The organism is Sinorhizobium sp. GQ132 (assembly GCF_059758575.1).
Map to the genome: position 1 here is coordinate 246,481 of NZ_JCAXDX010000002.1, position 12,568 is coordinate 259,048.

11 protein-coding genes are annotated in these 12,568 nt (G+C 60.3%); 7 read left to right on the plus strand and 4 right to left on the minus strand.

Annotated elements, in window-relative coordinates; translation table 11 throughout:
• Window positions 1–57 precede the first annotated feature (57 nt).
• The 6 genes from AC6CIG_RS05300 to AC6CIG_RS05325 all read left to right on the plus strand — a co-directional run bounded on the left by AC6CIG_RS05300 (window position 58) and on the right by AC6CIG_RS05325 (window position 5,375).
• Entirely contained in the window at window positions 58–1,047 is a 990-nt protein-coding gene (locus AC6CIG_RS05300; protein WP_498322497.1) for an alpha/beta fold hydrolase, read from the plus strand.
• Between the two features lie 93 nt (window positions 1,048–1,140).
• Window positions 1,141–2,106, plus strand: coding sequence for an MBL fold metallo-hydrolase (locus AC6CIG_RS05305; RefSeq protein WP_100671800.1), 966 nt, complete (start codon window positions 1,141–1,143; stop codon window positions 2,104–2,106).
• A 127-nt stretch (window positions 2,107–2,233) separates the two neighbouring features.
• Window positions 2,234–2,671, plus strand: a complete 438-nt coding sequence (locus AC6CIG_RS05310) for a DsrE family protein (RefSeq protein WP_018095588.1) — start codon at window positions 2,234–2,236, stop codon at window positions 2,669–2,671.
• Window positions 2,672–2,796: 125 nt separating this feature from the next.
• On the plus strand, window positions 2,797–3,642 hold the full coding sequence (locus tag AC6CIG_RS05315; protein ID WP_127712776.1) for an SDR family NAD(P)-dependent oxidoreductase: 846 nt from the start codon (window positions 2,797–2,799) through the stop codon (window positions 3,640–3,642).
• Between the two features lie 198 nt (window positions 3,643–3,840).
• Window positions 3,841–4,293 carry a nuclear transport factor 2 family protein gene (locus tag AC6CIG_RS05320; RefSeq protein WP_127712771.1) on the plus strand — a complete coding sequence of 151 codons (453 nt, stop codon included), beginning with the start codon at window positions 3,841–3,843 and terminating at the stop codon, window positions 4,291–4,293.
• On the plus strand, window positions 4,290–5,375 hold the full coding sequence (locus AC6CIG_RS05325) for a Gfo/Idh/MocA family protein (protein ID WP_127712772.1): 1,086 nt from the start codon (window positions 4,290–4,292) through the stop codon (window positions 5,373–5,375). The genes AC6CIG_RS05320 and AC6CIG_RS05325 overlap by 4 nt, the downstream gene beginning before the upstream one ends.
• 377 nt (window positions 5,376–5,752) lie before the next feature.
• Here the strand turns inward: AC6CIG_RS05325 and AC6CIG_RS05330 are convergent, their stop codons facing one another.
• The 4 genes from AC6CIG_RS05330 to AC6CIG_RS05345 form a co-directional block, all read right to left on the minus strand.
• On the minus strand, window positions 5,753–7,237 hold the full coding sequence (locus AC6CIG_RS05330) for a DUF1254 domain-containing protein (RefSeq protein WP_127712773.1): 1,485 nt from the start codon (window positions 7,235–7,237) through the stop codon (window positions 5,753–5,755).
• 112 nt (window positions 7,238–7,349) lie between these two features.
• A complete protein-coding gene (locus AC6CIG_RS05335; RefSeq protein WP_127712774.1) occupies window positions 7,350–8,885 on the minus strand; it encodes a DUF1254 domain-containing protein in 1,536 nt (511 codons plus the stop codon).
• A gap of 107 nt (window positions 8,886–8,992) precedes the next feature.
• Window positions 8,993–9,985 carry a helix-turn-helix domain-containing protein gene (locus AC6CIG_RS05340; RefSeq protein WP_437408807.1) on the minus strand — a complete coding sequence of 331 codons (993 nt, stop codon included), beginning with the start codon at window positions 9,983–9,985 and terminating at the stop codon, window positions 8,993–8,995.
• Between the two features lie 73 nt (window positions 9,986–10,058).
• Window positions 10,059–11,225 (minus strand): helix-turn-helix domain-containing protein, encoded by a 1,167-nt coding sequence (locus tag AC6CIG_RS05345; protein ID WP_498322500.1) that lies wholly within the window; start codon window positions 11,223–11,225, stop codon window positions 10,059–10,061.
• 571 nt (window positions 11,226–11,796) lie between these two features.
• On the opposite strand from AC6CIG_RS05345, the gene AC6CIG_RS05350 reads away from it, so the two are divergent.
• Entirely contained in the window at window positions 11,797–12,510 is a 714-nt protein-coding gene (locus AC6CIG_RS05350) for a DNA helicase (RefSeq protein WP_127712825.1), read from the plus strand.
• The last annotated feature ends 58 nt before the right edge of the window (window positions 12,511–12,568 follow it).

Consider the following 12,568-nt stretch of genomic DNA (forward strand, 5'->3'; position numbering starts at 1 on the left):
GGCCGGGCGTAATCCGGCCGATAGCGGAGCCGTGTTCACGCCACTGAGGGAAGAGATATGATTACCAGAGAAGCGTTTCCGATGCTCACGGCGACGAGACGTGAAGTCCTGACAGGAACCGCCGTCGTCGCACTTGCAACGACGCTTCCTTTGGAAGTACTGGCCGCCACGGCCTCGTCGAATCCAACCACCCCAATCCTTGAAGGGAGCGAGACCATGAACAGCATCACGACCAAAGACGGCACGCACATTTTCTACAAGGACTGGGGTCCCAAGGACGCGCAGCCCGTCGTTTTCCATCACGGCTGGCCGCTTTCCGCCGACGACTGGGATAACCAGATGCTCTTCTTCCTGGGTAAGGGTTACCGCGTCATCGCCCACGATCGGCGAGGGCACGGACGCTCCAGCCAGACGTCCGGCGGCAACGATATGGACACCTACGCCGCCGATGTCGCGGCGCTTGCCGAAGCGCTCGACCTCCGGGACGCGATCCACATCGGCCACTCGACGGGCGGCGGCGAAGTCACAAGGTATGTCGCCCGGCACGGCAAGGGCCGGGTCGCCAAGGCCGTCCTGATTTCCGCCATTCCTCCCGTTATGGTCAAGTCTGCTAAGAACCCCGGCGGACTTCCGATCGAGGTCTTCGACGGCTACCGTGCTGCTTTGGCGGCGAACCGCGCGCAGCTCTATCTCGATATCGCCAGCGGCCCGTTCTACGGCTTCAACCGCCCCGGCGCAGCCATATCGGAAGGCACCATTCGCAACTGGTGGCGACAGGGGATGATGGGCGGAGCGAACGCCCACTACGAATGCATCAAGGTCTTTTCCGAGACCGACTTCACGGAGGACCTCCAGATCATCGACGTGCCCGTTCTGGTCATGCACGGCAGTGACGACCAGGTCGTTCCGATCGCGGACTCCGCGGAGTTGTCCGTGAAGCTGCTCAAGGACGGCAAGCTCAAGGTCTACGACGGCTATCCGCATGGGATGTTCACGACGCATGCCGACGTGATTAACGCCGACCTGCTGGCCTTTATCAAAGCGTGACGCCCCGGGCAGGCCGCGAGGTCTGCCCTACCTCCCACAAATTCAGCTGGATAGCCGTCGGCTCGCCTGCGACCGGCTGCGGAAAGGTATGCCATGAAATCCGAACACATGCTCTCCCGTCGTGGATTTTGCCTTTGCTGCATCGGGGCGGCGGGCTTCGCGGCTACCAGTGGCTGGATGAGTCCCCGCGCCGCCTACGCCGAAGCGCGCGGCTTGGTGAGCCTCATCAAGGATAGCGCCGCCAGTGCCAAGATCGCCACCCACAAACTGCGAGGAAACGTCACCGTCCTCGAAGGCTCCGGCGGCAACATAGCGGTCCTGGACGGCAAAGACGGCCTCGTCATGGTAGACGCAGGCATCAGCGTCTCCAAGACGCAGATGACGACGACGCTCGCGGCGATCTCCGCCGAGCCCGTCACCCACCTCATCAACACCCACTGGCACTTCGACCACGCGGACGGAAACCCGTGGCTTGGCGCGGGTGGAGCCAAGATCATCGCCCACGAGAACACCCGCAAATATCTCTCGCAGGTGCACAGGGTCGAGGACTGGGACTACAATTTCCTGGCCCTGGAGCCCATCGGCGTGCCCAAGCATGTCTTCGCGAAGGAGCATTCGCTCAAGCTGAACGGCCAGTCGCTGGACATGAAGTATTACGGCCCGGCGCATACGGACGGCGACATCTCCGTGATGTTCGGCGAAGCGGATGTCCTCCATGTTGGCGACACCTACTGGAACGGCATCTACCCCTTTATCGACCACTCGACGGGCGGCAGCATCGACGGGATGATCGCCGCGTCCGACGCCAATCTGGCCGCCTCGACCGATAAGACCATCATCATTCCCGGCCACGGAAACCCCGTGAGTAACCGGGCGGAGCTCCAGGCCTTCCGCGACATGCTCGTCGCCATCCGGGAAAACGTCGCGGCGCTCAAGCGCGAGGGGCGTTCAAAAGACGAGACCGTAGCCGCCAAGCCCACTGCAGCTTTCGACGCTAAGTGGGGCAAATTCGTAATCGACCCGGCGTTCTTCACCAAGCTGGTCTACGAGGGCGTGTAACGCCTGACCCGCAATAACCGTTTCCTGGCGCGTCCCTCCCCATCCTCCCGCGCGCCAACGGGCCCCCCCCATCGGGGGCGTCCCGGCATCAAACCGTCGCAGCAGTCTGAACCCTCAGGAGACAGCCATGTCCGAAGCGAAAAGCGCGCTCTTCATCGACATTCCGGTCGAGCTCAAGGAAGTGAAATCCGTCCATAGCATCGGAGGCCTCGAGTTCGAAGGCGATCTTCCCGCGGCGCTGTTCCATCTCCAACTGATCACAACGGACATCGCGAACTGGAAGGCGGCATCCGACATCATCGTGGTCTTCCACACCAACGCCGGCCATGTCACCCTCGACGATGCCGCCTACAACGCCTCCCGCAACATCGCCACGGGCAACCCGTACAAGAAGCTCGTCTCCGATCTCATAGATGTCGGCGTGAAGGTCGAGCTCTGCGGGGCGACCGCCAAGGTCAACGGATGGGGCAACGCCGACCTCCTTCCCCACATCAAGATCAACCTCGACGCGATGGCGCGCACGATCCAGCTCGTGCAGCAGGGTTTCGTCAAAATCACCGAGTGACTTCACGCGCTCCGTCCGGGTGACGGCTCGATCTGCAGGAGGCTCACATGCTTCAAGTCCCGCAATTCGGATTCCATTCGACGGCGTCGGAAGTCTTGAGCGACGTCGACCTCCATGGGAAGACCATGATCGTCACGGGAGGCGCTAGCGGTATCGGGATCGAGACGACGGCTGCGCTCGCCGCTGCCGGCGCGTCCGTCGTCATCGCCGTCCGTCGCCCGGAGGCCGCCGAGGAAGTCGCGCAAGACCTCAGGATCAGGACGGCCAATCCCGACATTTCGGTCCGGTCGCTCGACCTTGCCGATCTCCGCTCTGTCGGCCGCTTCATCGAAGACTGGGAGGGCCCGATCCACGCGCTGATCAACAACGCGGGAATCATGGCTTTGCCGGACCTTCGGCGCTCTTCTCAAGGCTGGGAGATGCAGTTCGCGACCAATTACCTGGGTCACTTCGCCTTGACCCTCGGCCTCCGCCGGCACCTTGCCAACGCCCAGGGCGCGCGTGTCGTGTCCGTGAGTTCGAGCGGCAGCCTCTTCGGACCCGTATTCTGGGACGATCCCCACTTTCGCTTTATTCCCTATGATCCGCTGCTGGCGTATGCCCAGTCGAAGACCGCGTGCACGCTGCTGTCCGTCGGGATCAAACAGCACTGGAAGGACGACGGGATCGTCTCGAATGCCCTCAACCCCGGCGCGATCGCCACAAACCTTCAGCGCCACACCGGAGGGCTCCGCACCCCAGAGCACCTGCGCAAGACACCCGAGGAGGGGGCAGCGACGTCAGTCTTCGTCGCTGCCTCCCCATTGGTCGAGGGCACCAACGGGCGCTACTTCGAGAACTGCGCTGAGGCACCGATCGTCCAGAGCCGTCCTCAGCTGAAGTTGGAGGGCGTTCCCGGCTACGCGCTCGACCCCTCCAACGCGGAGAGACTTTGGCATATGGCGCTGAAATTCCTGGAAGAGTGCCGATGAACACGCTCCAACACGTGGGTTCCATGTACGAAAATCACCTCGGGTGCGGCTTCCCCCGATGCGCGACAGAGCTCGCCTTCTTGAACATGGCCGGAGTGTGACCCGTGAATTTTGGACGATCAGACAACAGTTCAGGACTAATCGACCTCAAACGTCCAGAGCGAGCGCCTTATGTAGGCCTCCGAACGGAGAATGCAAATGCAGGATAATTCACAGGCATTCGATGAGATCGCAATGAGGAAAGCCCGCTATTGCCGATATGCCGACACCAAGCACTGGGAGAAATTCCGGGAACTTTTCGCCGACGCGCCGACCATCCGTTTCGTTGATCCCGATGGTCATACGATCCATGCCTTCACGTCGGTCGACGAATTCGTCACGACAAGTGCCAGCTACCTTGAAGGCGCGCGCACGATTCATCACGTCCACAACGCAGAGATGGAGCGCGTCGCGGAAGGTCTGGTCGACGCAATCTGGTCGATGGAGGACTACTTGGTCTTCCCGCCCGCGAACGATGAACGCCCCGCCAGCATGCACGGCTACGGCCACTATTACGAAACCTGGGAGTTTCTGGACGGACACTGGCGCATAGCCAAGCTGGAGCTTCGCCGAACCATTCTGGAAATCTCGCCCAAGGAGCGTTTGCAATGACCCAGGGCCCCATCGGAGTCGGCATCATCGGCGTCCATCCGGACCGCGGTTGGGCATCGACCGCCCATGTCCCCGCGTTGCGTGACCTCGAGCAGTTTCGACTTTCCGCAGTGAGCCACACCCGCATGGAGATCGCAAAGGCATCGGCCGAGAAGTTCGGTTTCGACCATGCCGTTTCGTCGATGGAGGAACTCGTCAATCATCCTGAGGTCGACCTAGTCGTGGTCACGGTCAGGGTGCCGGAACATCTTGGGCTGGTGACGGCGGCCCTGGAAGCCGGGAAATCCGTGTTCTCGGAGTGGCCCCTCGGTATGAACCTGCGCGATGCGGAAACCATGAACGCGCTCGCCTTGGAGAAAGGCGTCTCGGCGATGATCGGGCTCCAGACCCGGGCAAACCCGACCATCCGGCATATGCGGAGGCTCGTTTCCCAAGGCTATGTCGGCGAGGTTCTCTCCGCGACGGTCATCGGTTCGGGGATCACGTGGGGCGAAGAGATCGAGGAAGCGTTCCGCTACACCCTCGACCCTTCCCAAGGCGCGAGCATGCTGCACGTGCCGTTCGCACATACGATCGACGCTCTGACTTTCGCTCTGGACGAGGATTTCCAGACCGTCTCCGGCACCCTCGTCAGCCGCCGCCCGACGATCAGGATGACCGAGAGCCAGGAGGTCGTCCCGTTCGAGGTCGCCGATCAGATCGCCTTCACCGGCAAGCTCGCCAATGGCGCGCTGATCACCAGTCACTTCCGCGGCGGGCTGTCGCGTGCGACCAATTTTCACCTGGAGATCAACGGAAGCAAGGGCGACCTGTTGCTGACAAGCCCCGTAGGCTATGTGGGCCTGGGTGGATTCAGACTCATGGGCGCTCAGGACGGCGAGACCTTGCATTCGCTCTCCGTACCGGACGACTTCGGTGCCGACGAAAACGTGCTCACGGGGAACGTCAAGAAACTCTACGAACTCTTCGCGTCCGATATTACCTCAGGCACGCGCCAGAGCCCGACATTCGGGGATGCCGTCAAGTTGCACCGCCTGATCCATGCGGTTGAGCACAGCGGAGGAGTGGCGCGCGATGTTTGAGACGATGCGGGCATTGGTTATGTACGAGCCGGGAGGACCCGAAGTCCTGCAGGTCCGGGACGTGGCGAACAGCGCGCATGGCATCGCGGTAATGCCCAGCAGTGGGCGAAATCTACACGAAAATCTTTCCGCCCTACGCGTTGCTGATCGAGAGCTACCGGAAGGCGCAGGAAGTCGCCACCAACCACGAGCAGCTGGATTAGGCTCGGGGCTGAGCACGGCCGTTGGTCCAACGCAAACAAAGGTTCGACCACTTATGGACGGTTTTGCAAACCGATCGCTTGGTCTCTCCAGTATCGAAAGAATTCGGTGCGCTGCAACCGCGTGCGCCCTTCCTGGATGGTGGTCGTCAAACAGGAAGGGCGACAGTTCACGACTTACGGGTTGACCTTCTCAATGTCGGGCAGCGCCCAGGACTTGTCGAAGAACGCCTCTGTCGGGCCATAGAAGCGGAAGTAGGCGAACCACCCCTTGTCGGGGTTGGTCTGCACCCAGTTCGCCTCCTTGCCTTCGGGGGCTTTCGGGCCGAAATAGACGTCCACCGATCCGTCCTCGTTCGCGACGATGTCTTCCTTGCGCGATGAGATGTCCGGCCGTCCCTGCTCGGTGACCGGCATCTGCCGCGTCGCCTCGTCATAGGCGGTGACGGACCAGAAATTCTTTGCCGGCGGATTGGCCGGGACATGAAGTTTGTAGGTGTTCTCGCCCGAGAGCCATGCCCCGTCCGCGTCCTTGTAGGACGCGATGTAGCGCTGTCCGACGCCCACAGTCTGGGTCAGCATCGCCTTCGAAATCACGACGGCCTCGTAGAACCACGCGGCGCGCTCGTCGAGCTGATCATAGGTGTTCGCCTTCTGATCGGTCGCCACGACCAAAGCATGCTTCCAATTGGTCCCCTCCCAGAAAGGAGGCTCCACTCTTCTGTCGGTGGTGTTCGCCTTCGCCATTGCCTCGCCGACCAGAACCCCGTCCTGGAGCAGTTTGCTCTGTCTTTCGTCGGGCTTGAATGGCCGCCCTCTCTCGAGGCCGAGGAATTTCAATTGAGCCAGGATCAGCCGGTCGCGTTCGTCGATGGGGTTGCGCTGGATGACTTCGTTCAGACTCTCCCAGTAGGTCATGCCGCGTGGTGGCATCTGGCTCCACTTCTTGTCACCGGCGGCGCGTGCCGGCATCGGCTCGCCAGTGCCTTCGACAGTCCAGGAGTAGGTTTTGATCTGCGGGATCATCTCGGCGATCGCCTTTTCCTTGTCGGCATCGAGCAGCCGGAAGCCGGCGAAGACGTCGCGGCTCGTGGCCTGCACCACGAAATAGCCGGGTGCCTCCACCGGTCCGTATCCGGGCGGCATGATCAGGTATTTTCCACCCTTGCCCATGTCGGGGCCGACGACGCCGAGATCGGCAAGCACCCGCTGCCACGGGTCGAGGATCATCCCCGCGATCAACCCCGGAGGCACTTCGACGACGAAAGGACCAGTTTCCTTCAAGTCGATAAAGGTGGCGATGTAAGGCGTCGTGTAGTTCGGCGTCAGGATTCCCAATTTTTCGGCGAAGTCCAGATAGGTGAGCATCTCGCCGCTCTTGCCGCCGAACACGCTGTAGTGGGCGCGACGCCATTCGTTCATACCGACCGCCGGGATGCCCCAGAGATAAGCTTGCGATGCGCGCTGGAAGTCCATCTCGTCATACAGCTTTTTCACCGTCTCGGCGGATGGATATCCGCTCTGGAAGTTCAACTCGCCGATGCGGGTTTTGACTGCGGCATCGCCTTCGAAGGGGTTCGCCTCCTCAGCCCATGCGGCCGATGCGCTGCACAATGCCGATCCCAAAAGAGCCGACGTCAGAATTTTGGAAAGCACGGTCATGATCGTTCTCCTGCAGGTTGGTTTCCGGTCCGGGCCGGCCGATCTGCCCGCCGAATTTCATTTCGCTAGGATTCCCGGCCGTGTCAGCCGTCTCGCCTTGAACGGAAGTTTGTCATTTGATCTTCTCGAAATCGCCCGGCTTCCAGCTATAGTCGACGGCGCGCTCGCCTGGACCGTAGAGCCGAAGGATGGCGAAGAAGCCTCGGCCGGGAGCCGTCGCCAGCCAGTTGGCTTCCTTGCCTTCGGGAGCCTTCGGCCCGATGTAAAGGTCGATCGTGCCGTCTGCATTGACGACCGGTTTGTCGCGAGAGCCGAGCGACGGGTAGCGCCGCTCATCGGTCGCAAGGCCCGATGCGTTCTCCGCCTCGTAGAGCGTCAGCGACCAGAACAACTCGGCCGGTACATCAGGCGGCAGCGTCACCTTGTACGAATTGTCCCCCGACAGCGGCGTGCGGTCCGCATCATTGAAGGCGATTGCGTAGAAGGCACCGCGGCCCGGCGTCAGCGACACCATACCGGGGCTGATTGAATAGTAATCCGTGAACATCCATGCACGGTGCTCGATGTCCGTGAAGCCGTGTTCCCGGTTCACCCAGGATAGGTCGATCGACTTCTCCGGTCCTGGTTCGGCGGCGGTGTTTATCGGATTGGTCCAGCGCCGATCTGGCCAGACGAGGAGCGACTTACCGCCGACCTCCTCGCTAAGGCCGATGGCGCGGCTCATCTTATAGCCGACATCCGCTGCGGTGTTGAGGATTGCCCGCGTCTGCGGAGAGGGCGAGAAGGGTTCCTTCGCGATCAGGCCGACATTGGCGAGGAGACCAAGACCGTCCGGTCCCGCCAGATTCTGGCCTTCACGGTCGATCAGCCACTTCAACTGCTCGAACGCCGAGATATCCGAGCGCGGCAGCATGTTCGCGTTCACGCCGGAAGCATTCGGAAATTGCATCGGCTTGCGCTCGCTCTCGGGGAGGTTCAGCGGATAGAGCTTGACCTGTTCCACCAGTTTGTTGGTGGGCTCGAGATTGTCCGGATCGTCGTAGAATGCGCGTAGGAATACGAAGAGGTTATTGGTGCCCGAGCGGTAGATATAAGCATCTTTGGGTAACTGTCCGTCATAGCCAGGCGGCGTGATGACGAATGTACCACCTTTGCCCGCATCGGGGCCGGGCAGGCCGACGTCGCCGAAAAACTTGCCGCCGTCCATCGGGATCGGCCGCTGCCAGAAGTCAAGCAGGATGCCCTGAAGTTTCGGAGGTGCCTCAAATACGATCGGACCCGTCTCGCCCATGTCGACGAAAGCCATCGCATAGATCAGGTCGGAGTTCGGCGTCGTCACCATTGTCTTGGTGTCAAGCCTCTCTTTCCAGACGGGCATCACGTTGTAGCCGGTGCCAAAGACGTCCTCGGCTCCGCTCCTCATGCCCAGCGTATTGATCAGCGGTAAGGCCCAGATATAGGCTTGGGTCGCCTGCTGAAAGTGAAGCTCGTCCTTCAGGATCCTGGCAGTCTCGGCCGTGGGACGGTTCTGCTCGAACGGCAGGTTGGCCAGTCGATCGAAGCGTGCCTCTTCGGCCGCTGCCGAACCGGTCAGTCCCAACGCAAGGAATGCAGCGGCTATCGATGGAAATGCGGTCGTGCGTTTCATGATACTCGGCCTTCTGCTGTGGTTGGTGTTCCAATGCCGACATGCCGGATTTTTGGGCAGACTATGCACCCCCGCGCCCGCAGGCGGCTATGCGTTTTTTGCCAATCTCAGAGCCAGGCTCGTGAAATCGCGCGGAGGGATTGTGCGGCTACGGTTGCGCTGGGCTTCTCTCCGAAAAGCTCCTGATACCAGCCGGACATGCGCCCGTGTTCGGCAATGCCCCACTTTTTGGCGCTTGCCGATATGGTCGCCAGTTGATCGACAGCCATCAGATCGCGGCGAATTCTATGCAGCCGAAGCCTGCGCAGATAGTGGTTGGGCGTATCGCCCAGCACCTCGAGAAAGGCGCGGTAAAGGGTGCGACGGGACGATCCGCACGCCGTCGTGATATCGGTTATCGATATAGGACTTGCGAGATGCCGGTCGATATATTGTTGCGCCAGTCGAACGATGGTTTCATAGGACGAAGGCCGGCTTGCGGTGGTCGTCCCCCGATCGTTTGCGTAGTGAGAAATTACGGCCCGCAACATCGTGCTTCCTATGTGGACGCCGGCCTCTGTTTCTTCTCCCAGGTGCACCCGGAGCAACGCTTCTCTCAGCTCTTTGAGTTTTTCCTGGGCCAATGGCTTGGAATGAACCGCGGATTGCAGAAACCTGCGGCCAAGACCATCCTCCAGCCGGCGCAGATCAAGAGTTGCCGTTACATACATCGATCCTGGTGCGCATAGGACGTCGACCTCGCAACCCGGAAGGAGAATACCCACCGTTCCTTCCGGGGCCTGTCGCAGACAGACTCGAAATCCACCGACCTGGGAGAGCACAATTCCGACGGTGACGGCAGCGTCCGACAGGACACCCCTCGCCATCGCATTCCCCGCGATAAAGCCCGAACTGAGAATCACGCCGTCGTATGTGCTGAAGGCGAGACTGCCGCCGATCTTGCGCCCCGCCATTTGCACTGCGTCCAGGTCGGCACCCAGTACTGCATTTCGAAGGCCTTCGATGTCTTGCAACGGGAAGCGCTGCCAATGATCGGCCTTTGCATCCGGGAACGGATCACCGCTTAGCTTCTTCAAGGCTGCGACATGGCCATGGACCACGCTCTCCAATTTGCATCCCCAAAATACGAGGATGGCAGGAAGGAAGCGTTCCCTCTATGCGCCTTTTGCCAATCTAGTGGGCTGTCGAGCCTTCCTGTGCGGATTCGGACTGCTTGAACGCTGCTAATGTTTCGCTCGGCAGTTCCCCGAACAATTCGCGATACCATCCCGCCAATCTGCCGAGTTCGCTGATGCCCCACTCATTTGCCACGACCGCGATGGTGCACGCTCGTTCCCGATCAGTCGCGAGGCCCCGTCTTATTCTGTGCAGCCTTAGACGCCGGACGTATGTTTGGGGAGTGTCGTCGAGGATGTCCGCGAACGCGCGGTAGAGCGTACGACGCGAGGCGAAGGCGGCAGCGGCGATGTCATCAAGGGCTATCGGCTCAGAAAGGTGTTCGACTATGTAGGCTCTGGCACGCGCCACGATCCTCGCATGAAGATGTGTGTTGGCCCGGCGTCCGTGGTTGTAAGGGGGGCGACCAAGATGATTGATGAGCGCTCTCAGCAGCATCTTCCCGAGACCGGGCCGTGCGGGGTTGCCCGTGTGGATGCGGCTAAATTCGGCCGCAAGCGCCGTTACCACCTCCGGCGTCATGGATCGATTGTGGATCCCAGTTCCGCCTAGCGCAGCCCTGTCCAGAACCATTCCGTTTTTTCCGGCTTCCTGCTCGAGCTGATCGGCGGAAAGCGTCGCTACGGCGTACACGGAACCCGGCGCGTAGAGAGAATCGTGTTCGTCCCCTCCATGATATATGGCCACGTCTCCAGTTTTGACCTCGGTAAACGAGTGCCAGGATGATCCGGGAAGCCAAAGGCCAAGCCCCAAAGAAAGAGTGTCCGGGGAGAGAGGTCCGCGAAGCGCCACACGGCCTTCTATGAAGCCGCCGCTGTATGTCACGCCATCCTGCTCGGAAAAAATGAGGCTGCCTGACAGCTTGCCACGCGCCATCTGTGTAGCTTCCATTCCGGCACCATGCACGGCATCGGACAGGTCTTCGACTTGCGATATCTCGATACGGTGCCAGGGGGACGGGACCTGCTGGAGAATTCCTTCCATTCCGAAACAACCCTCTTTTCGGAGAAGTTTCATACCGCAAACGGCCTGGGTGCAAGCATTCCACGACTTCAGCATCGTCGATCGTTTCACGACCCAGGATTGAAACATAGAGGAGCGTTTGCCGGGGGGCCAGTGTTCATCGTCATCGCAATGCGAGAACTTGACGGCAATAGTCCCCAATTCGAGGCCTGCTGAGATTCGGGGCGCCCGCCGCCGCTTATTTCATTTCCTCATTCCTGTGCTTGTCACAGGAATCCAGCCAGACCAGGTCGTTGAGCTGCAAGAACTTTTCCCGCGCCGCGGACGCGGCGCTGCTGGATCTCTGTGGCAAGCACAGAAATGAGGAACGAGGAGACGTTGCAGTCCTCCGAAAAGTTTCCTACAGCCGCGCATCTACCGACGCCACCTCCGCGATGTCCTAGAAGTGTCGTGGCAGTCGATCCGGTAGTGACAGCTGTTGGCGCGGTGCAGCCCTAGACAGTGCTCACCTGAACGTGGCGGCAATCTCCCCCCATCCTTCACCATCCAATAGGGGCACCCGAAACGTGCACCGGTATCCGCACTCATTGTCAGAAAGTCTTGTGACGAATCGGCAGGCCCGCTAATTTCCGTAGCACAGGCTTGGCCCACGCCTCCTCCCTCCTTTCGGGGAAGTATCGCACATGCAGGGTAACGACATCATCATCGAACCATCTGTTCGAGCATCGCATAAGGAGGGATTGCGCTTCTGGCTCGGAGTGGAGGTTCTTCGATGAAACTTTCTGCCCCCATTTTCCAATTGAAACGCCGAGCCAAGCTCATGGCCCGGAATAATAGTGTCCCCCTGCACGAAGCACTGGACCAAGTTGCGCGTGAGGAAGGGTTCGCGAGGTGGAGCCTCCTCTCGTCCCAAGTCGCAGCGGCATCACTGTCCAGATCAATCCTAGCTCGGCTGGATAAGGGTGATTTGCTCTTGATGGCCGGCCGCCCAGGACATGGCAAGACCACGCTCGGCCTTCAACTGTTGCTCGACGCTGCGCGAGACGGCAGAAAGGCGGTCTTCTTCACGCTGGAATTTACCGAACAGCAGGCGAGGCGACACCTTCGTTCTTTGGACGAGGGACCCCACGGTTTTTGCGACAAGCTGGAAATCTTGACGTCTGATGATATTAGCGCGGACTACATCATCCGCCATTTATCGGGGTCGGAGCGCGGGACGGTTGCCGTGATCGACTATCTGCAGATACTGGATCAGCAGCGAACTAAGCCAGCACTGTCGAATCAAGTTAGGGCTCTTCGCGACTTTGCCAAACAGACTGGAGTTGTACTCGGATTCATTTCGCAGGTAGATCGGTCGTTTGATCCGGAAAGCAAGCGCCTGCCGGACATTCGGGACATTCGTCTTCCAAATCTCGTTGATTTGGGGCTCTTCAACAAAGCCTGTTTCCTACATAACGGTGAGGCCCAGCTTCAAGACGTTGCCTAACGCGCTCAACTCCCGCGATGCCCTGGAAGTGTCGCGGCAGTCGATCCGGTAGGGACAG

Coding starts and splice junctions, on each gene's coding strand:
- AC6CIG_RS05300 (WP_498322497.1), top strand. CDS start 58: ATGATTACCAGAGAAGCGTTTCCGATGCTCACGGCGACGAGACGTGAA.
- AC6CIG_RS05305 (WP_100671800.1), top strand. CDS start 1,141: ATGAAATCCGAACACATGCTCTCCCGTCGTGGATTTTGCCTTTGCTGC.
- AC6CIG_RS05310 (WP_018095588.1), top strand. CDS start 2,234: ATGTCCGAAGCGAAAAGCGCGCTCTTCATCGACATTCCGGTCGAGCTC.
- AC6CIG_RS05315 (WP_127712776.1), top strand. CDS start 2,797: ATGATCGTCACGGGAGGCGCTAGCGGTATCGGGATCGAGACGACGGCT.
- AC6CIG_RS05320 (WP_127712771.1), top strand. CDS start 3,841: ATGCAGGATAATTCACAGGCATTCGATGAGATCGCAATGAGGAAAGCC.
- AC6CIG_RS05325 (WP_127712772.1), top strand. CDS start 4,290: ATGACCCAGGGCCCCATCGGAGTCGGCATCATCGGCGTCCATCCGGAC.
- AC6CIG_RS05330 (WP_127712773.1), bottom strand. CDS start 7,237: ATGACCGTGCTTTCCAAAATTCTGACGTCGGCTCTTTTGGGATCGGCA.
- AC6CIG_RS05335 (WP_127712774.1), bottom strand. CDS start 8,885: ATGAAACGCACGACCGCATTTCCATCGATAGCCGCTGCATTCCTTGCG.
- AC6CIG_RS05350 (WP_127712825.1), top strand. CDS start 11,797: ATGAAACTTTCTGCCCCCATTTTCCAATTGAAACGCCGAGCCAAGCTC.